25 protein-coding genes and 1 pseudogene are annotated in these 24,274 nt (G+C 70.7%); 12 read left to right on the plus strand and 14 right to left on the minus strand.

Features of this window, described 5'->3' with window-relative positions:
• Positions 1–31: 31 nt before the first annotated feature.
• Positions 32–1,309: an ABC transporter substrate-binding protein gene (locus ACIBJH_RS35850; protein ID WP_399121126.1), complete on the minus strand. Its 1,278-nt coding sequence runs from the start codon at positions 1,307–1,309 to the stop codon at positions 32–34.
• Between the two features lie 350 nt (positions 1,310–1,659).
• On the minus strand, positions 1,660–2,127 hold the full coding sequence (locus tag ACIBJH_RS35855) for a hypothetical protein (protein WP_399121127.1): 468 nt from the start codon (positions 2,125–2,127) through the stop codon (positions 1,660–1,662).
• A gap of 136 nt (positions 2,128–2,263) precedes the next feature.
• Between ACIBJH_RS35855 and ACIBJH_RS35860 the strand changes: the two genes are divergently transcribed.
• On the plus strand, positions 2,264–2,734 hold the full coding sequence (locus tag ACIBJH_RS35860; RefSeq protein ID WP_262060166.1) for a cupin domain-containing protein: 471 nt from the start codon (positions 2,264–2,266) through the stop codon (positions 2,732–2,734).
• A gap of 63 nt (positions 2,735–2,797) precedes the next feature.
• Here the strand turns inward: ACIBJH_RS35860 and ACIBJH_RS35865 are convergent, their stop codons facing one another.
• Complete coding sequence (locus ACIBJH_RS35865; protein ID WP_399121128.1) at positions 2,798–4,225, minus strand: SRPBCC family protein; 1,428 nt, start codon at positions 4,223–4,225, stop codon at positions 2,798–2,800.
• Positions 4,226–4,262: 37 nt separating this feature from the next.
• Positions 4,263–4,544 (minus strand): ferredoxin, encoded by a 282-nt coding sequence (locus ACIBJH_RS35870; RefSeq protein WP_399121129.1) that lies wholly within the window; start codon positions 4,542–4,544, stop codon positions 4,263–4,265.
• 207 nt (positions 4,545–4,751) lie between these two features.
• On the opposite strand from ACIBJH_RS35870, the gene ACIBJH_RS35875 reads away from it, so the two are divergent.
• Positions 4,752–5,735, plus strand: coding sequence for an NAD(P)/FAD-dependent oxidoreductase (locus ACIBJH_RS35875; RefSeq protein ID WP_399121130.1), 984 nt, complete (start codon positions 4,752–4,754; stop codon positions 5,733–5,735).
• A gap of 63 nt (positions 5,736–5,798) precedes the next feature.
• On the opposite strand, the gene ACIBJH_RS35880 is transcribed toward ACIBJH_RS35875, so the two are convergent.
• Positions 5,799–7,385 carry an FAD-dependent oxidoreductase gene (locus ACIBJH_RS35880; RefSeq protein WP_399121131.1) on the minus strand — a complete coding sequence of 529 codons (1,587 nt, stop codon included), beginning with the start codon at positions 7,383–7,385 and terminating at the stop codon, positions 5,799–5,801.
• Positions 7,386–7,417: 32 nt separating this feature from the next.
• Entirely contained in the window at positions 7,418–7,936 is a 519-nt protein-coding gene (locus tag ACIBJH_RS35885; RefSeq protein ID WP_399121132.1) for a VOC family protein, read from the minus strand.
• A gap of 170 nt (positions 7,937–8,106) precedes the next feature.
• Between ACIBJH_RS35885 and ACIBJH_RS35890 the strand changes: the two genes are divergently transcribed.
• Positions 8,107–8,565: a hypothetical protein gene (locus ACIBJH_RS35890; protein WP_399121133.1), complete on the plus strand. Its 459-nt coding sequence runs from the start codon at positions 8,107–8,109 to the stop codon at positions 8,563–8,565.
• Between the two features lie 5 nt (positions 8,566–8,570).
• Here ACIBJH_RS35890 and ACIBJH_RS35895 read toward each other — a convergent pair whose 3' ends face one another.
• Positions 8,571–9,041: a LysR substrate-binding domain-containing protein gene (locus tag ACIBJH_RS35895; protein ID WP_399121134.1), complete on the minus strand. Its 471-nt coding sequence runs from the start codon at positions 9,039–9,041 to the stop codon at positions 8,571–8,573.
• A 491-nt stretch (positions 9,042–9,532) separates the two neighbouring features.
• A complete protein-coding gene (locus ACIBJH_RS35900) occupies positions 9,533–10,444 on the minus strand; it encodes a DsbA family protein (RefSeq protein WP_399121135.1) in 912 nt (303 codons plus the stop codon).
• 69 nt (positions 10,445–10,513) lie between these two features.
• On the opposite strand from ACIBJH_RS35900, the gene ACIBJH_RS35905 reads away from it, so the two are divergent.
• The 3 genes from ACIBJH_RS35905 to ACIBJH_RS35915 all read left to right on the plus strand — a co-directional run bounded on the left by ACIBJH_RS35905 (position 10,514) and on the right by ACIBJH_RS35915 (position 11,895).
• Positions 10,514–10,966, plus strand: a complete 453-nt coding sequence (locus ACIBJH_RS35905; RefSeq protein ID WP_399121136.1) for a MerR family transcriptional regulator — start codon at positions 10,514–10,516, stop codon at positions 10,964–10,966.
• A complete protein-coding gene (locus tag ACIBJH_RS35910) occupies positions 10,966–11,160 on the plus strand; it encodes a hypothetical protein (RefSeq protein ID WP_399121137.1) in 195 nt (64 codons plus the stop codon). Before ACIBJH_RS35905 ends, ACIBJH_RS35910 begins: the two co-directional genes overlap by 1 nt.
• A gap of 63 nt (positions 11,161–11,223) precedes the next feature.
• Positions 11,224–11,895: a class I SAM-dependent methyltransferase gene (locus ACIBJH_RS35915; protein WP_399121138.1), complete on the plus strand. Its 672-nt coding sequence runs from the start codon at positions 11,224–11,226 to the stop codon at positions 11,893–11,895.
• Positions 11,896–11,907: 12 nt separating this feature from the next.
• Here the strand turns inward: ACIBJH_RS35915 and ACIBJH_RS35920 are convergent, their stop codons facing one another.
• The gene (locus ACIBJH_RS35920; RefSeq protein ID WP_399121139.1) at positions 11,908–12,873 is read right to left on the minus strand and encodes an NAD(P)H-dependent flavin oxidoreductase; all 966 of its coding nucleotides are present in this window, start codon (positions 12,871–12,873) and stop codon (positions 11,908–11,910) included.
• A 38-nt stretch (positions 12,874–12,911) separates the two neighbouring features.
• On the opposite strand from ACIBJH_RS35920, the pseudogene ACIBJH_RS35925 reads away from it, so the two are divergent.
• From ACIBJH_RS35925 to ACIBJH_RS35940, 4 genes and pseudogenes are all read left to right on the plus strand, one after another.
• Positions 12,912–13,319, plus strand: a pseudogene (locus tag ACIBJH_RS35925) (ankyrin repeat domain-containing protein); the annotation flags it as partial.
• 199 nt (positions 13,320–13,518) lie between these two features.
• Positions 13,519–15,708, plus strand: coding sequence for an FUSC family protein (locus ACIBJH_RS35930; RefSeq protein ID WP_399121140.1), 2,190 nt, complete (start codon positions 13,519–13,521; stop codon positions 15,706–15,708).
• Between the two features lie 148 nt (positions 15,709–15,856).
• Complete coding sequence (locus ACIBJH_RS35935) at positions 15,857–17,224, plus strand: MFS transporter (protein ID WP_399121233.1); 1,368 nt, start codon at positions 15,857–15,859, stop codon at positions 17,222–17,224.
• A 51-nt stretch (positions 17,225–17,275) separates the two neighbouring features.
• Positions 17,276–18,259, plus strand: coding sequence for an NAD(P)-dependent alcohol dehydrogenase (locus ACIBJH_RS35940; protein WP_399121141.1), 984 nt, complete (start codon positions 17,276–17,278; stop codon positions 18,257–18,259).
• On the opposite strand, the gene ACIBJH_RS35945 is transcribed toward ACIBJH_RS35940, so the two are convergent.
• Positions 18,234–19,043: an inositol monophosphatase family protein gene (locus ACIBJH_RS35945; protein ID WP_399121142.1), complete on the minus strand. Its 810-nt coding sequence runs from the start codon at positions 19,041–19,043 to the stop codon at positions 18,234–18,236. The genes ACIBJH_RS35940 and ACIBJH_RS35945 overlap by 26 nt on opposite strands.
• A 143-nt stretch (positions 19,044–19,186) precedes the next feature.
• Here ACIBJH_RS35945 and ACIBJH_RS35950 point away from each other — a divergent pair, with 143 nt between their 5' ends.
• A complete protein-coding gene (locus ACIBJH_RS35950) occupies positions 19,187–20,026 on the plus strand; it encodes a lysozyme (RefSeq protein WP_399121143.1) in 840 nt (279 codons plus the stop codon).
• A 67-nt stretch (positions 20,027–20,093) separates the two neighbouring features.
• Here ACIBJH_RS35950 and ACIBJH_RS35955 read toward each other — a convergent pair whose 3' ends face one another.
• From ACIBJH_RS35955 to ACIBJH_RS35970, 4 genes are all read right to left on the minus strand, one after another.
• Positions 20,094–21,701, minus strand: a complete 1,608-nt coding sequence (locus ACIBJH_RS35955) for a cation acetate symporter (protein ID WP_399121144.1) — start codon at positions 21,699–21,701, stop codon at positions 20,094–20,096.
• The gene (locus ACIBJH_RS35960; protein ID WP_399121145.1) at positions 21,698–22,132 is read right to left on the minus strand and encodes a DUF485 domain-containing protein; all 435 of its coding nucleotides are present in this window, start codon (positions 22,130–22,132) and stop codon (positions 21,698–21,700) included. Before ACIBJH_RS35960 ends, ACIBJH_RS35955 begins: the two co-directional genes overlap by 4 nt.
• A gap of 227 nt (positions 22,133–22,359) precedes the next feature.
• Positions 22,360–22,788, minus strand: a complete 429-nt coding sequence (locus ACIBJH_RS35965) for a hypothetical protein (protein WP_399121146.1) — start codon at positions 22,786–22,788, stop codon at positions 22,360–22,362.
• Between the two features lie 22 nt (positions 22,789–22,810).
• Complete coding sequence (locus tag ACIBJH_RS35970) at positions 22,811–23,599, minus strand: class I SAM-dependent methyltransferase (protein ID WP_399121147.1); 789 nt, start codon at positions 23,597–23,599, stop codon at positions 22,811–22,813.
• Here ACIBJH_RS35970 and ACIBJH_RS35975 point away from each other — a divergent pair.
• Positions 23,598–23,882, plus strand: coding sequence for a hypothetical protein (locus ACIBJH_RS35975; protein WP_399121148.1), 285 nt, complete (start codon positions 23,598–23,600; stop codon positions 23,880–23,882). The two genes, ACIBJH_RS35970 and ACIBJH_RS35975, sit on opposite strands and share 2 nt — an antisense overlap.
• The last annotated feature ends 392 nt before the right edge of the window (positions 23,883–24,274 follow it).

The following is a 24,274-nucleotide window of genomic DNA, read 5'->3' on the forward strand; positions in this document are numbered from 1 at the left end:
CTCCCGGTTGCTCCGACCACCGTTGCTTCGACTAGCGCGCGAACAACGAACTGGGGTCGACGACCCGCAACTGGCCCAACTTGCCGTCTGACGACACCGTGCCGGTGACCTCCTTCGCCGAGCAGGCCGCGGGCAGTCCCGGTACCGCCTTGGAGTCGCAGCTGAAGGTGATGCCGTGGCCCGCGGGCAGTACGACGTCCTTCGCCGTGCGCAGCGCCGCCGTGATCGTCTTCGCCGAGACCGTGCCGGTCAGTCCGTGCAGGGCGCGCACCAGACCGAGGACGCCCTGGTAGCCGATCGCCGCGTACCCCTGGGTCGCGGTGTCGGGGCTGTACTCCTTCATGACCTGCTGGAAGAGCTGCGCCTCCGGGTCGTCGCTGGCTGCGTCGAAACTGCTGAAGACCTGGACGCCGTCCATGCCCGCGCCCACCGCCTGCACGACCTCGGGGGACACGCACGACTGGACGGTCATCCGGGCGATGCCGGCGCCGAGTGTGCCCATGGCCTGGAGCACGGAGGTGCACACGGTCGGATCCGCGACGACGGCGACGGCGTCGGGCTTGTTCCGCAGCGCGGCGCTCACCTGCGGAGACGCGTCCGGAGTGCCCGCGGCCACCGTCACGACCTGGAGGCCGATGCCCGCCCTGGCGAAGACCGGCTTGCCGATGGCCTCGATGCCGCTGACGGCGGCCGGTGCGTCGATCACGAACGCGGCCACCTTCTTGTACCCCTTCTCCTTCGCGTACGCGGCCATCGACGTCATGGTCGTCGGGAAACCGCCCGTCCAGGAGAAGGCGTTGGCGGTGGTGCCCTCGGAGTTGCTCGCGGCGATGGCGGTCGCCCAGGGAATGCCGGCCCTCGTCACGATCGGCACCATGGAGTCGCCCAGACCGCTGCTGGTCAGGACTACCGCGTCGACCTTCTGCTCGACCATCTGGTTCGCGCAGTCCCGGGCTGTCGCCGGTTCCTCCTTCGTCTTGCAGACGGTGAGTTCGACGGGCCTGCCCGCGATCCCGCCGAGGTTGGCGTTGGCGTACTTCATGGCCGCCTGGGCGGCTTCCCTGGTCTCGGGCTGGCTGATCGCGGAGCCGCCCTCGTTGGTGATGAGGCCGATCCTGACCGGTGTGCCGGTGGCCTTCTTCCCGGGGAAGGCGCCGGCCAGTGCGGCCGGGACTTTCGTGCTGTCCGCGGCGGTGGAGGCGCCGTCACCGCCGCTGCCGCAGCCCGCGAGCAGGAGTGTGGCCGACACCAGCGCGACCGACGCGCGTGACCTGGGTGAGGAGATGGCTCGTCCGACCGACTCGATCATGTCTGCGTCCCAACGTGTCGGCGAGTGCCCGGCACTCGCTGCGATCAGCGACCGGCGGCGCCGTGCGGCGGCGCTGCCGTCCGAGAAAGTGAAGAGAGAGCCGCGAGTGGAGGTCGAACGGCACGAGGGCCGGGCGCCGCGGCAGACCATGTCGGCCGGCGTGGCGTGGACGTCACGACCGGCGACGAGACGGACCGGCTCCCACGCGGCTTCCCGCAGAACCGACCCGTGAGCAAGAAGAGTATACGTAATTGCAGTCGGTCGGAATGGGTCGTGCGGGAGCTGTTGTGGTTGTCCGCTGTTCGGTCGCCGTCGGGCCTTTAATGAGGAGACGGAATGGTGAGGGTCGGTCAGTGATCGCGGTGGACCCAGCCCGCGTCGTGCCAGTACGTCTCCAGGTTCTCCATCGGCTCCGGCCAGGTCTCGGCGTAGGTCACGCCCTCGGCACCGGCCGTCATCAGATAGGGAGTTCCGGCCTCGCTGATCCAGAACTCGCCGGGCCCGACCGTGCGGCTGCCCTCGGTGCCGTCCGCGCCCCAGGCGACGTGGAACTCCCCGCCGAAGACGATGATCAACTCATCGAGGTTGTGGTGGTGCCGGGGCACCGCGAAGTTCGGGGCGCAGCGCAGCCCGTTGATGTTGAACGACGGGTCCACCTTGGTCGACCACCACATGTTGCCCTTGAAGGTCTGCTCCATGTCGACCGGAGCGTCGGCCAGGAGGCCGCCTCCGTGCCACAGATAGGTGGGTGTGGACTGGTCGACCGGCAACTCGATCCAGCCCTCGTCCGACAGCAGGTTGAAATACTCGATTCCCATGAAACCGATACTGGGGACCGGGGTGGGGCGTGTCATACGTGAATCCCGTTGGCCGGGACCGCGGCCCCCTGCGGGCGGGTCCCGATGAGCGGAACCTCCCGACGACACCGTGTCCGGCCGTGCGTACGGTCGCCGCGTGACTCTTACATTCGGTGATCTCGTGGAAGACGCGGACTGGGTTCCCATGGGCCTGGAGCAGCAGGGCCATCCGCAGTACTTCTGGAACGACGGCGGTCTGCTGCGGGACGCGCCCGTGGACTTCGCGGCGACGTTCGACGGCGCGATGTGGGTGACCACGAAACCGATCGACATACCGCGCTTCAACCGCAACCCGCTGCGCGTGCGGCCGAACTTCACGGTGCCCCGGCACCACCACAACGTCGACGAGATGCTCTTCGTCTTCGCCGGCGAGTACCACATCGAGCACTACGAGTCGGGAGAGCCGCAGACCGTGCGGGTGGGCCCGGGGGACGTCTTCCTCAGCCGGGCAGGCACGCCGTACACGATGACTGCGGGACCCGAGGGTGTCACCTACATCGAGACCTGGCCCAAGCCGGTGCGGGAGCTGGAGACCTACTGGCACGACGTCGGCTGGGTCCGGCGGTAGGCCGCCGACACGATCGTGTCCCGGCTCCTGGGAGCCGGGACCACGGATCGGACGTCGGACGGGTCAGTCCGTCCAGAGGAACCGGTCGGCCACCCGGTGGTGGTTGTAGATGGTCATCTCCTGCTCCTCGCTCAGCCGGTGGCCGTCGAAGCTGGGCGAGTGCATGCCCACCGTGACCTCCTTGGCGTTCAGCAGGTCCTGGGTGAAGATCTCGCCGAGGTCGGCCTCGCGGAAGTCCTCGAAGAACTGCGGCTGGAAGTCCCGCTTCTTGTCGTAGTCGGCGACGGGGACCTGGTCCAGGCTGAAGATCTCGAAGACGCAGCGGTCCGGGTCGAGCCCGTCGGGCCGCGCCCGGTAGCCGAACACCGAACCCTGGTTGGGCAGCAGGATCGTGTTCGGGAACACGTTCCACGCCGTACCGGCCTCCGCCCACTGCTGGGGCGTGATGTCCGGCCAGTCGTAGCCCTCGGCGAGCGACAACTCCTTGTACAGCCGCATGTAGTACTGACCGGCGGTCATGCCCTCCGGCACCTCCGCCGTCTTCAGCGCCTCGGCGGCCCGCCAGCTCCGCTCGTTCTCCAGACCGCGCATGTCGTCAGCGATGTACTGCACGCTCAGCGCGACGCTGAGCCGTTCGTCGGTCACGCCCCCCGTGCCCCGGTTGGCCGGGTCCTTGCCGGCGTCCTTCTTCTTCGGGCCGACACTCGAATAGTGCGCGTGCCGCTCGTACACGGTCGTCGGCGCCCACATCCGGTTCTCAAGTTCCTTCATCGAGGCGATGTTGGTGTTCGACTTGTCGAAGCGGTACAGCTGCGGATGCGTCCCCGCCACGTGATAGGCCTCAAGGAATCCGTCCAGCGCGGTCTTCCAATTGCACGGCAGCAGCACGCTCTTGTGCCACCGGTACCGCATGTGCTCGAACTGGAACGGCGCGAAGATCCGCGGGATCGGGTCGAGGTATTCGAGCAGCGGCTTCGCGTCCGGGTCCATGTTGATGAACACGAACCCGCCCCACTGCTCCGCCCGCACCCGCACCAGACCGAGGTCGTCGTCCGAGCGCGGCACGAACTCCTCACGGTCGAGCACCAGCCGGATCGAACCGTCCAGGTTCCAACGCCAGCCGTGGAACGGGCAGATGAGGGAGCCGACCCGGCCCCGGCCCCGCGCCAGCCGCGTACCGCGATGCCGGCACGCGTTGAAATAGGCCCGGATCGAGTCCTTGCCCTCCCGCACGATCAGGATCGAATGACCACCGATCTCGTACTCGACGAAACAGCCGACACCCGGCAGCTCCTCCACCCGGCAGGCCATCAACCAGGCCCGCGTGAACACCTTCTCCAGCTCCAGCTTGAGGAACTCGGGGTCCAGATAACGGGCCTTGGGCACGAACGCACGCGAAAGCCGGTACTTCTCCGGGACCTTCTCGGGCGGCACATCGCCCTCGAACCACGGGACACGACGGTCCACTTGGGGCTCAACCACGGCAGACACCGAACATCACTCCTTCCACTGCTCACGCAAAGACATCTCAGCCGGCGTCGGGACCGGCGACCTCGATCCCGTCGGTGCTCCGCACCACATGGATGCAGTTGCCCGGGCACTCGTCGGCTGCGTCGATCACGTCCAGGCGCAGCCGGTTCGCTACATCGGCCTGCGCACCCTCGGGCGTCAGCAGTTCCCCGTCCTCGCCGTTCTTGACGTAGGCCAGTCCGTCGTCGCCGAACTCGAAGACTTCGGGGGCGTATTGGGTGCACAGGCCGTCACCCGTGCACAGTTTCTGATCGATCCACACCCGTACTTCGTCGCTCACGAGCCTCGCCCTCCTCGTCCGCAGAAAGCCGTCCGTCGTCGCGGTGGCCCGTGACAGCGACTCTCCACGCGGCGTCACGGACCGTCCACCGACCGTCCCATCAGGCGGGACCGGAGCCGACGGCCCTGATCGGAGCCGCCATAAACTCGGCCGGCCGACCACCGCCGTCCGCTGCTCACACTCCCCATCACCCCAGGAGGCCGGCCCGTGGCCGAGACCGTGACCACAGACATCCTCATCGTCGGCGCGGGCCCGATCGGGCTCTACGGCGCCTACTGCGCGGGCTTCCGCGGGCTGCGGACCGTCCTGGTCGACGCGCTGCCGCAGTGCGGCGGCCAGATCACCGCGCTCTACCCGGAGAAGGAGATCCGTGACATCGCCGCCGTCCCCGGCACCCGAGGCCGTGACGTCGTCGCCGCCCTCAAGGACCAGGCCGACGCGTTCGGACCGACGTATCTCCTGGGCCGCCAGGCGGTCGGCCTCGCCCACTCGCCCGACGGACGGCCGCAGGTCACCCTCTCCGACGGCGTCACGGTGGATGCCGGAGCCGTCGTACTGACCGCCGGGATCGGCACGTTCACCCCGCGGACCCTCCCGGCCGGCGAGCAGTTCCTCGACCGGGGACTGAGCTACTTCGTCCCCGATCCGGCCGAACACACCGACCGTGACGTCCTCGTCGTCGGCGGTGGGGACAGCGCCGTCGACTGGGCCCTGGCCCTGCACCCGGTCGCCCGCTCGGTGACCCTCGTACACCGCCGCGGCACGTTCCGGGCCCACGCGGCGAGCGTCCGCGAACTGCACGAGTGCGGGGTCGGCATCGTCACCAACGCCCAGGTGGAGACCCTGGCAGGCGACCACCGGCTGCGCCGGGCGCACTTGAAGGTCGACGGGGAGACCGAGCCCCGGGTGCTGAAGGTGGACGCCGTCGTGGCCGCGCTCGGCTTCATCAGCAACCTCGGACCGCTGGCCGACTGGGGCGTCGCCCTGGAGCGGCGCACGATCGTCGTCGACACCAGGATGCGCACCACGGTCGAGCGGATCTACGCGGCCGGCGACGTCACCGCGTATCCGGGCAAGGTCCGCCTGATGTCCGTCGGCTTCGGGGAGGTCGCGACCGCGGTCAACAACGCCGCCGTCGCCCTGGACCCCGCGTTGTCCCTGTTCCCCGGACACTCCACCGAATCCGCGTGAACACGGGACTCCCTCTCGAAGAGACCTTCTTCGAGAGAGAGTTGAGGGCCTTGCACGTGCCGGTCAGCTCTCGTCGGCCATGTCGACCGCGGCGATGTACGAGAACGCCATCGACGAACCCACGGGACCGCCCGCGCCCGGATAGATCCGGCCGGACATGGGCGCCATCGTGTTGCCCGACGCGTACAGACCGGCGATCACCGAACCGTCCGGCCGCAGCACGCGGGCGTGGCCGTCCGTCTTGAGACCTCCCTTGGTCCCCAGGTCGGACAGCACGATCGAGGCCGCGTAGAACGGCGCCTTGTCGATCACCCCGAGACAGGGGTTCGGACCGTCGGTGTGGGACCCCGCGATCTGCGTGATCATCAGGTCCCAGGGATCCTCACCCCGGCCGAACTCCTCGTCCTTGCCGCCACGGGCGTACCCGTTGAACCGCTCGACGCTCTCGGTGAGCGCACCCGGCGGCACACCGATCAACCCGGCCAATTCCTCCAGTGTGTCGGCCCGCTTCAGCACACCTGCGGCGAGGAACTTCTCGACATCGAACCAGCCCGGAACCTGCGGCGCGACCGGCAGCCCGGCGAACGCCCTCCTGTTGTCGAGCTGGCGCTGGTCGAACACCCAGTGTGTCGGAAGGTGCGACACGCCTGACGACCTGTGCGCCTTGAGCATCTCGTGACCGGCGCGGTCGTAGGGGAGACGCTCGTTCATGTAGCGCTCTCCCGCCGCGTTGACCCAAATGCCGCTCCAGACCGACGTGTAGAACACCGGGCGGGTGTCGGGCACGACGAGGCCCGGTGCGAACCACGACTCGTCGAGCAGGTCGGTCGCCGCGCCGATGTCCATGCCCGCGACGAGGGCGTCGCCGGTGTTCCCGGGGCAGCCCTGGGTCCACTCGTCGGTGACCCCGGGCTGGAACCGCTCACGCAGCTCGCCGTTGCGTTCATAGCCGCCGGCGGCGAGGAGTACGCCACGGCGGGCGTGGAATTCCACCGACTCGCCCTCGCTCAGGGCCTCGACGCCGACGACCGCGCCGTCCTCGACGAGAAGGCGCGTCAGCCCGGTGTTCGTGCGCACGGTGCCGTTGCCGGTCTCCATGAAGGCGAGCAGCGCCCGGCCGATCAGGGCCTGCCCGCCGATCATCCTCGGGCCGACCTCGACACCCCAGCGTTCCGTCCACAGCGGCCTGCGCACCAGCGGTTCCAGGGCGCCGAGTTCGGACCGGTCCAGGTCCGGAGGGAAGATGGTGCGCCCCTGCGGCAGGCTCCCCGGCCGTCCGGCGAAGTAGTCGGGCACGCCCTGCCAGACGAACTGGCCGAACCGTGGATTGCGCTCCAACTCCTCGATGAGGACGGGCCCCGCCCGCAGGAAGGCCTCGCGCAACGAGGCCGGCGAGTCGTCGCCGACGATCGCGTCGAGATAGGGACGTGCGACATCCGGACCGTCCTCGACACCGGCGCGTTGCTCGGCCGCGTTGCCGGGCAGCCAGATCCCGGCGCCCGAATAGGCCGTGGTCCCGCCGACGTACTCCGTCTTCTCGATGACCAGCGTACGCAGCCCGCGGGAGGCCGCCGCATACGCGCCGACGAGCCCCGCGCCCGAACCGACGACGATGACGTCGTAGGAATCGGCTGTGCCTTCGTCACTCATGACGTTTCCTCTCCCGATCCCGAATTCCCTTGTCACCGGCCCGCGTTGGACGCGGCCTCAAGGTGCGCGAACCCCTGGGCGGACGCCTCGTCCAGCTCCATGACCTCGACGTAGTGGCCCAGTTCGGCCGTCATGTCGAGGTAGCCGAACCGGATGCCACCGCTGTCCCCGAACTGCTTCCAGGTCCTGCCGCTCGCGGCGACGACCGCGGACGCCTCGTCGAAGTCGTCGACACGGAAGCCCAGATGATGCAGCGTCGCCGGTTCCCCGGGCCGCACGGCGCCGCGATACAGGTCGACCGCGCCGCCGACCGGACGGATGATCTCCAGGTTGGTCGGCCCGGCATTGACCAGCGCCACATCGATGACCCACTCGTCGGCGGGCACACCGTCCACCACCACGAAGGGGGTGCGCCGGGCGTCGGCACCGACGGGCGGCAGGCCGCCGCCCAGCGACGACTTGAAGTGCTTGACGGATCGCACGGTCCCCAGCCTCGATTCGAGGAAGGCGGCCGCCGCGTCGATATCGTCCGTCACGTATCCGAGCTGCATGAAATTACGGAAGAGGTCACTCAACGACCGCACTCGGCACCCCCTGCTCCGGCTGGCCCGGCGGACCACGGGCATCGACTGTCCACCCGCCACCCGAGGTCGTCCACCGGATGTCCCACCAGACGGAATCGGCGGCGCCGGCGCGGACCCCACGGTGGCACGATGCGGCGATGACCACATCCAGCGCGGGGGCGGCCCAACTGCCCGTGGACCGGGCGTCGATCGAGCACCGGCTCATCACCATGCGCAAGTCGGTCGGGCAACTCGACGGGCTCGGAGCGCTGGACAGCGCCCGCCTGGCGGCCGATCCGGGCGCCGGGCTCGTCATCGAACGCATTCTGGCGCTCTTGTACGACCTGGCCACCGCCATCAACCGGGCGGCCCTGTCGGGCCGACAACCGGGGACACCGGCAGCCTCCTTCGGCGCGGCCGAGCGGGCCGGAATGATCGACGCCGAACTGGCCGACGCCCTCGCCCCGGCGGACGGCCCGCACCACGTCCTCGTACAGCTGTGTCTGGACAGCGAACCCGAGCAGGTCCCCGCGATCGTGGATGCCGCCCGGTCCGGATACCGGGAGTACGTACGGCAGGTGACCGACTGGATCACCGCTGATGCCGAGAAGGCCTGAGTCGGTCAGGTCGGCCATTCCGGTTCGGTGACGGTCGCGGGGAGTGCGTCGAGGAGCACTTGCGCGGGCTGGGACGCGGGCGGCTTGCCGTGGACGGCGGCCACGACCTGGCGGCGCATGCCGGGGATGCGGTGGAGGCTGACCCCGGGGTGCCGGTTGGCGAGGAGGGTGAGTCCCGGCAGCAGGCTCACGCCGAGTCCGGCCGCGACGAGCGCCTGTACGGCCACGTAGTCGTCGGTCAGGGCCAGTTCGCGGAACTGGGCGCCACTGCCGCCGACCACCGGGTCCCAGTGGGTGGGGAAATAGGAGGAGGCCCACTTCAGCGTGGCGTTGCCGCCGGCCGTCGAGGCGTCGCCGCCGCAGGCGCTGAGCGCGGGGACGAGCACGGTGGCGAGGGCGGCCCCCAGGGCGGCGGCACGCAGTCTGCCGGGTCGGAAGGCCGCCCGCCGGCTGCGAGGCGTGAGTCGTCCGGACATCTTTGTTTCTTTCTTCGAGGGCTCCCGGCCGCGCCGGGGCAGCGGAAAGGAAGCGAGGGCGGCACACCCGGGGGCCGAACAGCGCACGGACCGGGGCGACGGACATGCCGGTGCGGCTTCGGGACGCATGGAGGCATGCCGCGCCCAGGCGTGAGGCGTCGGCGGATCACGGGGGAGGACCGGGATACGGAGGCAGGGAAAGAGGCGACGAAGCGCGAGAGGACGGCGCGGTGCGAGAAGACGGGCGCCGGTCGGCGAGGCGGTGGAGCGCCCGTACCTACGGGAACGGGGTCAGGCGCCTGTGGGCCGGGGGCGGCGGGTCAGCGACAGAGAGCGCTACAGGTGCGCCGCAGGTCCACGTAGCGGCACACCACACCGGGGTGCGTCGTGAGCATGGTGCACATCCTGGGGCCGGTCGTCGGGGACTGCCAATGGACACCAATTGGTGTCTCATTGGGCGGGACGGTCTCTGACCGCTGATCAGAGGCCTGTCAGGAGCTGGGGGTCAGCGCGGGGTGTACGGCGGCCTCGTCCGGGTGGAGCCACAGCGGCCCGTTGCCGGTCTCGACGCGAACGGCGTCACCGGGGGTCCACGGACGGCCGTCGGTCAGCGACACACGCTCCGGCTCGGTGAGAGTCCGGTACCGCGCGAGCGCCTCCTTCGCGGGCAACTCCGTGCGAGCGGGCGCCAGTTCCGGGCCGAGTCCGACGACGGCCGAGACGTACTCCGCGTACGGCCGCCAACCGGGCACGGTACGGCGGCCGGTGGCGCCGCGCACCAGCAACGTCGGTAGCGCGTACCGGTGTTGACCGTCCGGGGTCTCCTTCGCGGCGCCGGGATGCGGCGACTCGCAGCCGTGCACCGACAGCACCTCGTCGACCGGACGACGCGCCTCGGCGTGATCGGCGCGTACTCGTTCCAGCACTTCGTCCGACGCCGCGTCGGCCGCGAGCCGGTTGACGTCGAGACCGGGTACGCCCGACAGCACGGAGAGCGCCGACTCGGCCGTGTCCGCGGGCTCCCCGAGCCCGAACACGCTCTCCCGCAGCCGCCGTAGCACCCGATCGGCCACCTCGGGGCCCTGTGCTTCGGCTGCCTTGGCGACCAGGGAGGCCGGCCAGGAACTCGCGGCCACCCGGCTCAGCCGCACGGCTCGCGGGGCGTGGGTGTGGGCGCTGATGTCCTCGACGTAGCGCGCGTACCAGGCGGTCTCCGCGGCGGGGTCGGGGGCCGGGTCGTCGTCGTGGTCGAAGAGGATGCAGTACGCGCGACGCCAGCGGACCTGTCCCGCGAAGGCCGCCCGGAGCCGGCGGAACACGGGCTCGGATCCCCAGGCCCAGGAACACAGTTGGTCGGTGAACTCGACGACTTCGACGGGGAGTTGGCCGGCGTCGTTCGTCACCGGGGTCGTTCTCCCGGTCGACGGCGGGGCGGTCGTGGCGTGATAGGAGTGGCCCGGGAGGTGCAACGGGTGAGGATCGGCGAACTGGCTCAGGCGACCGGGACGAGCCCCCGTGCGCTGCGGCACTACGAACAGGCCGGGCTGATCTCCTCCGAGCGGGCCTCCAACGGCTACCGCGGCTACGACGAACGGGCAGTGGTACGGGTCCGCAACATCCGCTACCTGCTGGCCGCCGGACTCACCCTCGATGACGTGCGCGTGTTCCTGCCCTGCCTGGACGGCGAGGTGGCCACGGCACCGCCTTCGGACAAGGGCCTGCGGGTCGCCTCGGAACGGCTGGCGGTCCTCAACGAACGGATCGCTGCCCAGACCGAGGCCCGCGACCGGCTGGAAGCCGCACTTCGACACAGGTCCGGCGTCCCGATCCACCCAGCGGGCCAGCCGCCACATGATGGTGGCGATGTGGCCGGTGGCGATGGTGATCTCATCGCGGGCGGTGAAGCCGACGCTCCGGCACCCTGATGAGCCTCGAACCCGCCATCGCCACAGCGATCGGCCTCCGTGTGCTCGGCCAGACGCCCGGCCCGGCACCCGCCGCCGGCATCGCCTGCGTGGTCGTCGCCGGCATCGGCGTCACCCGCACAGGGAGTAGTCGGACAGCGACCGCAGCCGGTACACCGCCTGAGGCGCAGCCCTACGTCCAGGAGGCGTCCTAGGCTTGCGGTCGGAGGCCTGGACAGTGCGGCCACCCTCTGCTGTTCCGCGGAAAGGAATCCACCGTGACCGACCGCCTCGACACCCAGATCCCCTACTGGGATGCCGCCGCGGCCACGAAGACTTTCACGCATCCCCTCCATCTGCCCTGGCTGGAGGGGATCAGCAGGCAGGCCGCGATTCTCGACTACGGATGCGGATACGGCCGCACGATGGACGAACTCCAACAGCACGGTTTCCGTGATCTGACAGGCGCCGACATCTCACCGGCGATGATCGAGCGCGCCCAACACCTGCACCCCGCCATGCACTTCACCACCCTCGACACACCTCCGTCCCTGCCCTCCCAGGACGCCGACTTCGACGTGGTCCTGCTCTTCGCCGTGCTGACCTGCGTCCCGGGCGACGAAGCCCAACGCCGGCTGATCGCCGAGCTGTACCGCGTTCTCAAGCCCGGCGGAGTCCTCTACGTCAGTGACCTCCTGCTGCAGGACGACGAGGGCAACCGCGGCCGCTACGACCGCTACGCCACCGTCAACGGCGGCCAGGGCGACGTCAGTTACGGCGTGTTCCAGACCGGCGACGGCGCCGTGTGCCGCCACCACTCCCGTGAGTGGCTCACCGCGCTGCTCGCCGACTTCGAAGGCATCGGCACCCGGACCGTGACGGTGTCCACGATGAACGGCAATGAGTCGACGGGGATCCAGATCATGGCTCGCAAGCCCGCCCTGACGTGACGTCAGGTGGGATCAGGTCTCCTTTCCGGCTCGTGACAGTGCTTCCTCGGCCTGGGTGGCAAGGGAGTTGACGAGGTCGGAGGCCGACGGGAGGTCGTTGATGAGGTCGACGGCTTCGCCGGCCCACACGGGGAGGGGCGGTATCTCGCCCTGGGACAGAGCGACTTGGTAGGCGTGTCGGGCGTGGGGATCGTCGGCCAGCTCCGTCTCCCGGCCGCGCCACTGGTCGAGGAACGGGTGACCGAGCGTGCGGGCGGTGTACTTCGACGGCCAGCTGGAGCCTCGGGCGATGTCGAGGATCCTGTTGCGCTCGGTGTCCGCGCCGCGGCCCTGGACGATGGCCTCGGTGGTCGAAGGGGCGACCAGGGCTTCGGTGGTCGCCTGGAAGCGGGTCCCGACGAGTGCGCCGGCGGCTCCCAGGGCGAGAGCGGCGGCCAGGCCACGGCCGTCGGCGATGCCACCGGCGGCGAGTACGGGTACCGGAGCGGCCAGATCGACGACGACCGGCACGAACGGCAGCGTGGAGCGACCGTGCCGGGCGCCGTGTCCGCCGCTCTCGGAACCCTGGGCCACGATGACGTCGGCGCCCAGGTCCACCGCCCGCCTGGCTTCCTCCAGATCGGTGACCTGGATGACAAGTGCCGTACCTGAGCGGCGAATTCGCTCGGCGAACGGGCTCGGATCCCCGAAGGACAGCATCACCGCCCGGGGTTGGTGGTCCAGGGCGTGCTCCACCGCGGCGACATCGATCTGCCAGGTGAGGAAGCCGATTCCCCACGGGTTCGTGGTGTTCTCGGTGACGATGGCCAACTCCCGTGCCAGCCAGTCGCGTTCACCGTTGGCGCTGCCCAGCAGACCGAGCCCGCCCCCACGAGAGACGGCGGCGGTCAGCGCACCACCGGCCGATCCGCCCATCGGCGCCAGGGCGATGGGGTGCTGCACTCCGAAAAGCTTCGTGAACGCCGTCGTCAAAGCCATGGCCCCATCATCACCCGGCAGCCCTCTAATCTCGGCCCATGAAGCAGCGGCGGCAGAAGAAGCTCTCCCGGCGGCTTTTCGGGGCGATCGTGGTGGGCGACAGCGGTCTGGTGAAGGCGGTTCTGCGTGCCGGTGCCGACCCGCGGCGAGTCGACAGCGAGGGCACCACGCCGCTCTACGCCGCCTCCGTGAACGGGGAAGCCGCGATCGTCCGCCTGCTCCTGTCGGCCGGCGCTCTCCCCGACGCCGAGAGCAGCGGCATCGGTGCGGAAGGCCTGCCGCTGTGCGCGGCGGCCTGCTGGGGGCACACCGACACGGTTCGCGAACTGCTGGCGCACGGCGCCGATCCGAACATACGGGAGGATCACGGCACCGGCCGGACCCCGCTGGAGTGGGCGAACAGCGGTCCTCATCCCGAGACGGTCGCCCTCCTCACCGAGGCGGGCGTGACGGCGCCAGGGTGGGTGATCGGCGAGCATGGCGGATACTCGGGTATGGCGGGGCACATGGGTGCTGCGCGGGCTGGAGGTGCGCCGGCGTATGGAGAGAACCTGGCGCGGTCTGCCCGGGGGGATTCCGGCGTGGTTGCGTGAGCATGATCCGGGGCTCGCGGCGACTCGCCGGGCCGCACGTACCGCGCTGGTGATGCCCGCCTTGTTCGCGCTGTGCGGCCAGCTGCTGAAATCCTCGACGATGGCGACCTACGCGGCGTTCGGATCGTTCTCGATGCTCCTGCTGGTGGAGTTCACCGGCCCGATCGTGCAGCGTCTGCGGGCTCACGTGGGTCTCGCGCTGGGCTGGGCGGCGCTCATCTGCCTCGGCACCCTGGTGGCGCGGACGGACTGGCTCGCGGTCGCCACCATGGTCGTAGTGGGCTTCCTGGTGCTCTTCTCGGGGGTGGTCAGCTCCGTTCTCGCGGGCGCCTCGACCGCGCTGCTGCTGGCCTTCATCCTCCCCGTGACCTCACCGGCCCCGCTGTCCCAGCTGCCCGACCGGCTCGCGGGAGCGGGCCTCGCCGCCGTCGCCGCCATGCTCGCGATCTCCCTGCTGTGGCCCCGGTCCACCGCGGATCCCCTCAGCGCGCCCGCCGCCCGGGTCTGCCGCGCGGCGGCGGCACAGCTGCGCACCGACGCCTCCTGGCTGGACGGCGGGCCGCAGGCGCCGACCGCCCGGCAGTGCGAGGTCGCCGCCGACCGGGCCACCGCCGCTGCGGCAGACCTGCGCGCCGCCTTCGACGCCACCCCCTACCGGCCCACCGGCCTGTCCGTCGGCTCCCGCGCACTGGTCCGTCTGGTCGACGAACTCACCTGGCTCAGCGCCATCGTGGAGGACAGCGGTCCGGTGTCGGACGAACGCCGGGTCTGCGACGTCGACGCACGCACCGTGCGGCGGGCGGCGGCCACGGCCCTGGACGAGGCGGCCGTACTCCTCGACTCCCCGCGCGCAGCGCCCGACGCCCTGCGCGCCGCCCTGGTGAACCTGCGCGCGGCGATGGACGGCATGGAGGACGGCGCCACCCGCCGGCTGCCCGTGGAACAGCCGAAGCCCCGCACGGAGTCGGAGGTCCGCGACTTCATCGAGACCCTCGATCTGTCGTTCCGCGCCCAGGAGTTGGGCTTCGCCACCCTGCAGATCGCCGGCAACGTGGACCTCGCCGCGGCCGCCGAGCGGCGCAGCTGGCCGGAGCGGCTGCTCGGCGGAGAACCCGGCGCGCTGACCCAACCGCTGGGGTCGGCCGTCGAACGCGCCGCCGCCCACCTGGAGCCGCGCTCGGTCTGGCTGCACAACAGCCTCCGGGGCGCGCTCGGTCTCGGAATCGCGGTGGCGCTGGCGAACGCGACAGGAGTCCAGCACTCGTTCTGGGTACTGCTCGGAACCCTGTCGGTGCTGCGCTCCAACGCGCTCAACACCGGGCAGAACGCACTGCGCGCCCTGGGCGGCACCCTGGCCGGTTCGCTCGTGGGGGTCGGGCTGCTCCAGCTCATCGGCCACCACGGCACCCTGCTCTGGTTCCTGCTCCCCGTCGCCGTGCTCGTCGCCGGTATCGCCCCCGCCGCGATCTCCTTCGCGGCCGGACAGGCGGCTTTCACCGTCGCCCTGGTGATCCTCTTCAACATCGGCCAGGACCCCGACTGGCACATTGTGCTGCTACGGATCCAGGACATCGCCCTGGGCTGCGCGGTGAGTGTGCTGGTGGGCCTGTTCTTCTGGCCGCGAGGTGCCGGGGCCGCCGTGGACCGGGCCCTGTCCGCCGCGTACGACGCCAGCGCCCGCTACCTCGCGGACGCGGTCGAGTACGCGGCCAGCCGCTGCAGCATCGGCTGTCTGCCGACCGACGCACCGCTGGAGGCGAGCCGACAGGCAGCTGCCGCGTCCCGCCGGCTCGACGACGCCTTCCGCAGCTACCTCGCCGAACGGGGCGCCAAGCCGGTACGGCTCTCCGACATGACCACCCTGGTCACCGGGATCGTAGGACTGCGCCTCGCGGCCGACGCGGTGCTGGAACTGTGGCAGCGCAACGGCGGCGACGAACAGATCCAGCCCGACCGCTCCGAGGCCCGGCTGATCCTCCTGGACACCGTCGTCCGGCTCTCCGACTGGTACCGCGACCTGGCGGCCGGACTGGGTCAACACACCGCCGTACCGGCCCCGTTGGCACGCAATCCGGAGGAGGAAGCGCGCCTTGTGGACTCCCTGCGCCGCGACCTGCGCGACGACGACGGACGCGCCACGGCCACCGCCGTCCGCATCGTCTGGACGGCGGACCACCTCAACGTGGCCCGCCGCCTCCAGTACGTCCTGACGGCGGCGGCGAAGCCGAGCGCTGCGGCCTGATACCCGATACCGGGAGCGCGCGGATCAAATACGTTGGCCCTGCCCCGAGTTGGTGCATACCTTTCTGTCCGTGACCCGACGTCGCCGCCCCGCATCCGGGCTGTTCTCCCGTACGTACCTGGCCGCGACCGCGAGTTTCGCGGCGGTGATGTTCCTGACCGGGTTCGCCGCGCTGGCGGTGATGCCGTTGCTGCCGGTGGCCGCCAGGGAACTCGACGGGGTGGTGCTGTATCCGCTGGTGGCGGGGGCGTTCGTCGCCGCGAGCCTGCTCGGCGGGGTGCTGGGCGGCACCTGGGCGGACCGTGCCGGGCCGCGTCGGCCGCTGATGGCCGGGGTGGCCCTGACCGTCGTCACACTGCTCGTCTCCGCGACGAGTACGACCATCTGGCAACTGGCCCTGGGCCGTTTGACGGACGGCATCGCGGCCGGACTCGTGGCGGTGTCCGTCAACGTGGCCATCGGGCAGGCCTACCCGGATCACCTGCGGGCCCGCGCCCTGGCCCTGATGAGCGCCTGCTGGATCGTGCCGTCCCTGGCCGGTCCGCCGCTCGCCGGACTCGTGGCCGCCTGGTGGTCCTGGCGCGCGGTGTTCTTCGGCCTCGCGGGATTCACCCTCCTCCCGGCGGTGACAGCGGTGCTGCTTTTGCGCGGGCGGGGAGCGGAAACTTCGCAAGGTGACTCAGGGAGCGAGGGTCCGGTACGGCGTCCCGCGCTGTCGGCCGCGCTGGCGGTGAGCGCGGCGGCGGCGCTCACTCAGTACGGCGTCTCCGCCTGGGACGTACGGCACGTGGTGTGCACGGTCTCCGGACTGGCGCTGCTCGTGGCGTTCGCGCCGAGGCTGCTGCCGCCGCGTACCTGGCGGGCCGGGGGCGGGCTCCCCGCGACAGTGTTGCTGCGGGCGCTGACGTCCGGCGCGTACTTCACGCTGGAGGCGTTCGTACCGCTGATGTTGAGTACGGCGCGACGCGTGCCGGTCGTGGTGACGGGGCTCGCCTTCACCGGGGCCGCGCTCGCCTGGGCCGGGGCGTCCTGGCTGCAGGGACGGCTGCAGGGCCGGGTGCCGCGGCACCGACTCGTCGCGGTCGGGGCCGGGGTGATGGCGGCTGCGGTCGTGTCGGCCGCGGTGTGCGTCCTGCCCGCCGTGCCCGCGGCCACGGCGGTGTCGTCGATGGTGCTGGCCGCCGTCGGCATGGGGCTCGCGACGCCTTCGCTGACCCTGCTGTCCCTCAACCACGCCCCGGCCGGCGGGCAGGGGTATGCGAGCAGCGCGATGCAGACCGCGCAGAACCTCGGGCAGACGCTTGTCCTGGCCCTGGCCTCGGCCCTGTTCAGCGCGGTGACGGCGGTGACGGACAGTCAACTCGCCCCGTTCGCCTGGGCGTTCGTGCTGCTGGTGGTGCCGGTCACCGGGACGGTCCGCCTGGCGGCCCGCACGCGGACGGCGGGTCCGGAGCGAGGACGCGACGCCGAATCGGCCGTCACCTCCTGCCCTGTTGAACCCGTCGAGGACGGATAGATTTCGCGGGATGCTGGGTGGGTGCCCCGACCCGAACGGGAGGCAACCACCTTGAAAGCCATCGTGCAGGATGTCTACGGCCCGGCGGACGTACTGGAGTTGCGGGACATCGACCGCCCGGCACCCGGCCCCGACGAGGTGCTGATCCGCGTACGGGCCGCCGGTGCCGGGCCCGACGTCTGGCATCTGATGACCGGACTGCCCTACCCGGCGCGGCTCGTCTTCGGGCTGCGCAGGCCGAAGAACCCCGTCCCGGGCTGGGACGGCGCGGGGGTGATCGAAGCGGTCGGCCCCGGCGTGAGCGACCTCGGACCGGGAGACGCCGTCTACGGCCAATGCCGTGGCTCCTTCGCCGAGTTCGCCCTTGCCAAGGCCGGCGCGATCGCGCACAAACCCGACAGCCTCACCTTCGAACAGGCCGCCGCCGTCCCCTGCTCCGGTGTCACCGCCCTCCAGGCGCTGCACGCCAAGGCCGGTCTGCGACCGCGCCAACAGGTCCTGGTGATCGGTGCCTCGGGCGGAGTGGGCAGCTTCGCCGTCCAACTCGCCACCGCCCAGGGCGCCGAGGCCACCGCGGTCTGCGGTCCCGACGCGGCGGACTTCGTCCGGTCCCTGGGCGCCGTCGACGTCATCGACTACACCCGCGAGGAGATCACCGACCGGCCGCGCCGCTACGACGTCGTCCTCGACGCCGCCGGAAACCGCAGCGTCTCGCTCCTGCGCGGTGTGCTCACTCCGCACGGCACCCTTGTCCGCGTCGGCGGCGAAGGCGGGAGCCAATGGTTCGCCGACGCGGGCATCCGCCTGGAGATGGGGGTACGTTCACTGCTCGGGCGCCAGAAGCTCCAGGGCATGCTCGCGGTCGTACGCCGTGCCGACCTCCTGACTCTCAACGCGATCATCGACAAGGGCGAGGTGATTCCCGTGGTCGCCCGCACCTTTCCGCTGTCCGAAGCCGCCGACGCCGTCCGCTACTTGGAGCACGGCCACCCGCAGGGCAAGGTCGTCGTCACTGTTGCGGGACCGGAGGGCTGACAGTCGACTGCCACAACTCCCGCGCCTCCGCCGCGACTCCGGGCGCGGCCAGCAGCAACGGTTCGTCGTAGGAGGGAAGTTGAGGCAGCGCGACCGCCCCCGCCTCCGTCGCGATCAGCAGCGCCGGGAGACCGTCCACCGGGTGGAACTCGCCGATCGCGGCGGCGGCCGCCCGGCCCGCCGCGACCTGCACCAGGGACAGTGCCGTCGAACCCATCACGCGCACCGTGCAGTGCCGGTCGGCCAGTTGGGCCAGGAGCGCGTCCAGGCCCGGCCAGTGCGCGTGCGCCGCCCACTCCGTCATGAACACATGGCCGGTCAGTGTCGTGTGGTCGGCCGCGTGGATCGGGACGCCGTTCAAGTGCGCCCCCTTGCCCCGTACGGCCGTGAACACCTCGCCCCGCCACGGGTCCGCGACCAGGCCCAGCAGAGGGGAGCCGTCCGGCCGCGCGAGGCCCAGCGAGAAGGAGCACCAGCCAAGTCCGTGGGCGTAGTTGGTGGTTCCGTCCACGGGGTCGATCACCCAGTGCGGGGCGTCCGACGCGCCCTCCTCGACGCCGTACTCCTCGCCGTCGATGCCCCAGCCGGGGAACTCGCGCCGCAGCACCGACCGTACGTGCCGTTCCACCGCCTCGTCCGTGTCCGTGACGATGTCGGCCGGGCTCGCCTTCTGCCGGACCGGGCCCGAGGCCCCTCCGTTCCCGCCGCGGATCGTCTCCGAGGCCCACTCGGCCAGCTCCACGGCCACCCGTAGCGCCTCGTCCAGGTCATGGTCGTTCGTCACTGCTCTTCACCACTCCAGTCGTGTGCGGGTGAACCGGCCCGGGTCGGCCTCGATCCAGGAGATCACGTCGTCGTGCGTCCTCGTCGGCGTGGTTGGCGGTACATGACGTGCGATACGGCACGGTTGAGGTTCGTATAGGCGGTATGCGACGACGAATATCAACCTGGGACGGGTTCTCCCGTCTGTGCGCGGCCGTGGTGGTGTCCGGCCTTCTCCTCACCGTGACCGGTATGGCCCCCGCGCCGACCACGGCCGAACCCTTGCCCGTGCGGGGCAGCGCCTACATGGGCATGGGCGTCATGGCCCATGACGGGACGGTCGGCAGGACCGGTGCGGTGGCCCCGGAGGAGCGGGCCGGGCAGACCGAGGGCGTCGATGTCTCCAGCTATCAGCGTGCCGTGGCGTGGCCCACTCTGTGGAGCGCCGGTACCAGGTGGGCCTATACGAAGGCCACGGAAGGCACCTCCTACCGCAACCCGTACTACGACGACCAGTACGAGGGCGCGTACGACGTCGGCATGGTCCGTGGGGCCTACCACTTCGCCACACCGGACGGGGCCGGCGGGGCCGCGCAGGCCGACTACTTCGTGAACCACGGCGGGGGCTGGTCGGGCGACGGCCGGACGCTGCCGGGGGCACTCGACATCGAGTGGAATCCCTACGGGGACGCCTGCTACGGCAAGTCCCCGAGCGGCATGGTCACCTGGATCGGTGACTTCCTGAACCGCTACAAGGCCCGCACCGGTCGTGATGCCGTGATCTACACGGCCACCAGCTGGTGGAACGCCTGCACCGGGAGCTACCGGGGCTTCGGTGCCACGAACCCCCTGTGGGTGGCCCGGTACGCCTCGTCGGTGGGGGCGCTTCCGGCGGGCTGGTCGGCGCACACGATGTGGCAGTACACGTCCACGGGGCAGACAGTCGGTGACCACGACCGGTTCAACGGTTCCGCGGACGCGTTGCGCCAGTTCGCCGCCGGCTGACAGGGCGTGATGAGCCGGGGGCCCCGGCCCCCGGCTTCGACTCGGGCCCGGTTTCGTCGGAGGGTCGTCAGCCGTTCTTGGGTTGCGCCGGTCCGGCCAGCAGGACGGGCTCGATGGCTTCGTAGCGGTTGCGTGCGCGGGCGTCGGACCGTCTGCGGGACAGCACGGTGGCGACGAGGCCACTGAGGAACCCGGCCGGGACGGAGACGAGGGCGGTCGTGGTGAACGGGAACCAGTTGAAGTCGGCGTCGGGGAAAGCCGATTGGGGAGTGCCGGAGACGAGGCTGGTGCCCGGGAGGAGGACGAGGACGCTGACGGTGCCGCCGATGAGGGTGGCCAGCAGTCCGGTGCGGGTGTAGCGGCGCCAGAAGAGGCTGTAGAGGAGCGCCGGGGCGATCGCCGAGGCGCCCAGGCAGAAGGAGAGGATGGCGAGGGGCTGGAGACTGCGGTGCTGGGCGAGTACGGCCAGCGCGACCACGGGGATGCCCACGGCCAGGGCGGCCAGGCGCGCCAGTGCCATCTCACGCAGCGGCGGGGTGTCGGGGCGGGCGGCGATGTCGTGGGCGAGGGAGTTGGCGCAGGCCAGGGTCATGCTGGCCACGGAGGCCAACAGGGTCAGGAAGATGGCCGTGGTGACGGTGGTGAACAGCAGGCTCTCCGGACGGGAGAGATCGGTGCCGAACGCGGCCCGCGCCCCGAGGAGATAGGCGGTGCTGCCGCGCGGGTCCGCGGCGCTGATGGTCTTGGCACCGATGAGCGCGGTGGCGCCCACGGCGACGACGGTCATGACGGCGATGAACAGCGCGACCGCCGACACGGCCCAGGACATCGCGCGACGCACCTGCCGGGTGCTGCCGGCGGTGTACATGCGCATGGTCACGTGGGGGAGGGACGCACCGCCGAGCACGATCGCGCACTGCGTGCTGACCATGTCGAGGGCGGGGTGCCGTCCGCCGGTGAACTGGAGCCCGTAGCGCAGGTAGTCGGGACCGGCCCCGCTGTTCCGCGCGGCGGTCCGGAACAGGGTCGGGGGGCTCCAGCCGAAGGTGTGCAGGATGAGCGCGGCGACGACCAGGCCCGAGCCGAGGAGGATCACGGTCTTCAGGATCTGGATCAGTGCCGTGCCCCGCATGCCTCCGAGAGCCGCGTACGTGATCATCAGCCCTCCGGCCCCGACGACACAGCCGGTCCGCATCGTGCTGTCGGAGAAGCCGAGGACGTATGCCAACAGCTGTCCCACGCCCGCGAGTTGGACGACCATCATGGGCACCAGCGCGGCCAGGGTGACGGCGCACGCGGTGATGCGGACCGCGCGGCCGGGCATCCGGCGGGCGAGGACGTCGCCCATGGTGAACCTGCCGGTGTGGTGCAGCGGTTCGGCCAGCAGGAACATCAGGAGCAGCAGGGAGAGCAGGGTGCTCAGGGCCAGGACGACACCGTCGTAGCCGCAGAGGGCGATGATGCCGCCGACGGTCAGCACGGTGGCCGCGGAGATGTAGTCCCCGGCGATGGCCAGGCCGTTGCGCAGCGGGGAGAGGAACCGGTAGCCGGTGTAGAACTCTTCGAGGTCGTCGCGGTCGGGGCCGGTGACCACGCACAGCAGCAGGGTGAGGGTGACGACGCTGAAGAACGCCACGAGTGACCAGGACTGTGCGGCGCCCTTGAAGTCGGTCACGGCGCGGCCTGCTCGTCGTGGGGGTGCGGCGTCCGGTGGCGCACCCGGCGGGCGAGGGGGTCGACGTGGCGTCGCGCGGTGTACTCGTAGAAGAGCACGGCCAGCCAGGTGACGGGGAGTTGGACCAGAGCGAGGCAGAGGCCGACGGGCAGGCCGCCGGGGGCGGGAGCGGTCATGACGGAAGGGAAGGCGACGGTGAGGGTGAGGAAGACGACGAAGTAGCCGAGCGCGACGAGTGCGGCGACGCGGCGCTGCCGGCGGCAGGCCCGGCGCAGGAGTCGTAGATCGCGGTGTGGTCCGGTCCATGAACGGGCCCGGACCGCACGCCAGTTGCTGCGCAGCGGGTCGGGTGGCGGAGCGGGCGGGGTGGGGGAGGCGTGACGTGCGGGCCGGTGTCGCAGCGGGTGTAACTCGGAGCTGTCGGTGGACATTCCAAGGTCTCCTAGTGGGTCGTGGGCCCCAAGAAGTGCCGACCGCGAGAACGCGGGGGAGCGGTCCCGGTCACCGCACGCTATGCGGGCGTCGGAGCGCGCGCAGGACTTCCGGCGAACTCCCTGGTGAGGGCCGCTGCACCGCGCTGACCTCGGATGTTGTGGGTGTGAGGGGTGGGGTGGAACATCGCGGGAGGGGTGTGTGAGCCGAGTGGGCGTCGAGCAGATCACCTCTTGGACCACTCGCGGGCTCCTGCCCGACGCATCAGCGCCTCGGCGGTATCGGGGTCGGCGTCGGCGAGGAACGGATGGACGAGCCGGGCATAGTCGGCGTGCCCCTGGAGGGACTTCCGAAGTTGCTTCTGGTTCTTGGCGCTGAAGGAGATGCCGCCGCGCCTTTCCACGACTCCGACGGTCATCGCCAGCTGTTCGACGTCCACCGACAGGTAGTAGGTGTCCCTGTGCAGTTCGACGCGGCCGCCAATGGTTCCCTCCCTGTAGTCGAGAGTGATCCGGTACCCGACAACAGGGCCTGTGTAGCGAGCACTTGGCGCCACCAGGTCGCTCTCCTCGGGGCCGGTGAGCCCCAGGGCCGCCGCGACGGGGGCATACACCGTCCGCACTTCGCCGAAGAAGACCTTCGCCGACGGAACCATGTGCGCCTCCTGTCCGGACTGCTCACGCCACCCGGCCCACGAGGACGGAGACGTCGACGCTTTCGGGGTACGGGCCGGACGGGAGCGACCGGTGGATCCGTTCGGCGAACGCCGGCCGGTCCTCCCGCCCGGGCAGTCTGTCCGCGGGGATCGCGGAGCAGACGCCTCCGATGATTTCGTCGACCGTCAGCTCGGCGGTGTAGTCGATCACCGTTTCCCGCACATCCGTGAATCCAGCGGCGCGGAGCGCTTGCGCGTATCGGCGCCGGTCTTGCGCGGCGGTCCCGCAGGTTGCCTCCAGCCGGGTGCCGAAGTGGTCCTCCAGACAGGCCCGCAGCGCGCGTGACCAGGCGCGGTCCTGCAGCCACAGCGGTGTGCCGTTGGCCACCACGGCGACTCCGCCGCCCGTACGGAACAGGGGTGCCAAGGCGGGGAACAGCTCCTCGTGCCGCATCCAGTGCAGGGCCTGCCCGATCACCGTCATCGCCAGGGATCCCGGCCCCAGCAGCGCCCCCAGCGCGGGGACGTCGCTGTCGGCGCCCAGCACCCAGGTCACGTTGCGCACGCCCTGCCCCGCGGCCGTCTCCCCGGCGAGCCGCAGCATGTCCGGTTCCGGGTCCATGCCGATGACGGAACGCACCTGCGGAGCGAGGGGGACAGCGAGCTGGCCGGTGCCGCAGCCGAGGTCGAGCACGGTGTCGTCGGCGTCCAGCGCGAAGGCTGCCCGCAGGGACTCGATGACCGGAGGCGGATAGCCGCGACGGTACTTCGCGTAGTACTCGGCGACCTCACCACTGAAACCCACAGTCATGCGCCTCACCCTGGCAAGAGCGGGCCGGTTACGGAAGGACTCCGACGGCGGATCACGCGCCGCCCAGTCCGGCCCCGCGGGCCCAGCGGCGGTCCTGTCGGGCCAACTGGAGCCGTTGTGGGGCCTGTTCCGCCGCCACGGCAGCCTGCGCGTCATCTTCGCCGCCGCCTCCCACCTCGGCCTGACAGCGGAACCGAACCTGCCGTTGCCGCTGCGGGGGCTGGACGAGACCGCCCGCCAAGAGGTCGCCGCCGCGCTGGACATCCTCGGGCTCACCTCCTGAGCACGAACGCCGCGAACCCGCAGCGCGGGCGTCGACTCCGGATGGCTGACCACCCTGACACCGCCGGGCAGTTCGCGAAACGTGGTGGCGGAAGAGCGGGGAAATTACGAACCGTTGCGGCTGTCCGCTCGACTTGAATTCATGGCGCGCATTCCATTCGGCCGCACCGGATGCCTCCGGCGGGCGACGGCGTGATCCAGGAGCCGTAACCGGACAAGGGAATGGGCGTCTCATGGCGTCGGGCTGACCAAGTGCAGGGGGATATTTGCCGGAACCATTGCCGGGCCCGCCGGTTGCGCGACCGATTCGAGAGGTAGGCGGCCGGGTCGGCAGGTTTGCTGCGGAGTTTGCGCACGCGGGCAGGGCGGGTCCGGCTGCTCCGGAACTCCGGC

It is taken from the genome of Streptomyces sp. NPDC050548, from assembly GCF_044457385.1.
Classification (GTDB): domain Bacteria; phylum Actinomycetota; class Actinomycetes; order Streptomycetales; family Streptomycetaceae; genus Streptomyces.

What these genes read in the sequence shown, in the direction of transcription:
- ACIBJH_RS35970 (WP_399121147.1), bottom strand. Translation starts at nt 23,599, where the DNA reads ATGACTGTGGGTTTCAGTGGTGAGGTCGCCGAGTACTACGCGAAGTAC.
- ACIBJH_RS35890 (WP_399121133.1), top strand. Translation starts at nt 8,107, where the DNA reads ATGACCACATCCAGCGCGGGGGCGGCCCAACTGCCCGTGGACCGGGCG.
- ACIBJH_RS35850 (WP_399121126.1), bottom strand. Translation starts at nt 1,309, where the DNA reads ATGATCGAGTCGGTCGGACGAGCCATCTCCTCACCCAGGTCACGCGCG.
- ACIBJH_RS35880 (WP_399121131.1), bottom strand. Translation starts at nt 7,385, where the DNA reads ATGAGTGACGAAGGCACAGCCGATTCCTACGACGTCATCGTCGTCGGT.
- ACIBJH_RS35930 (WP_399121140.1), top strand. Translation starts at nt 13,519, where the DNA reads ATGCCCGCCTTGTTCGCGCTGTGCGGCCAGCTGCTGAAATCCTCGACG.
- ACIBJH_RS35895 (WP_399121134.1), bottom strand. Translation starts at nt 9,041, where the DNA reads ATGTCCGGACGACTCACGCCTCGCAGCCGGCGGGCGGCCTTCCGACCC.
- ACIBJH_RS35975 (WP_399121148.1), top strand. Translation starts at nt 23,598, where the DNA reads ATGCGCCTCACCCTGGCAAGAGCGGGCCGGTTACGGAAGGACTCCGAC.
- ACIBJH_RS35935 (WP_399121233.1), top strand. Translation starts at nt 15,857, where the DNA reads ATGTTCCTGACCGGGTTCGCCGCGCTGGCGGTGATGCCGTTGCTGCCG.
- ACIBJH_RS35920 (WP_399121139.1), bottom strand. Translation starts at nt 12,873, where the DNA reads ATGGCTTTGACGACGGCGTTCACGAAGCTTTTCGGAGTGCAGCACCCC.
- ACIBJH_RS35855 (WP_399121127.1), bottom strand. Translation starts at nt 2,127, where the DNA reads ATGGGAATCGAGTATTTCAACCTGCTGTCGGACGAGGGCTGGATCGAG.
- ACIBJH_RS35910 (WP_399121137.1), top strand. Translation starts at nt 10,966, where the DNA reads ATGAGCCTCGAACCCGCCATCGCCACAGCGATCGGCCTCCGTGTGCTC.
- ACIBJH_RS35950 (WP_399121143.1), top strand. Translation starts at nt 19,187, where the DNA reads ATGCGACGACGAATATCAACCTGGGACGGGTTCTCCCGTCTGTGCGCG.
- ACIBJH_RS35885 (WP_399121132.1), bottom strand. Translation starts at nt 7,936, where the DNA reads ATGCAGCTCGGATACGTGACGGACGATATCGACGCGGCGGCCGCCTTC.
- ACIBJH_RS35960 (WP_399121145.1), bottom strand. Translation starts at nt 22,132, where the DNA reads ATGTCCACCGACAGCTCCGAGTTACACCCGCTGCGACACCGGCCCGCA.
- ACIBJH_RS35965 (WP_399121146.1), bottom strand. Translation starts at nt 22,788, where the DNA reads ATGGTTCCGTCGGCGAAGGTCTTCTTCGGCGAAGTGCGGACGGTGTAT.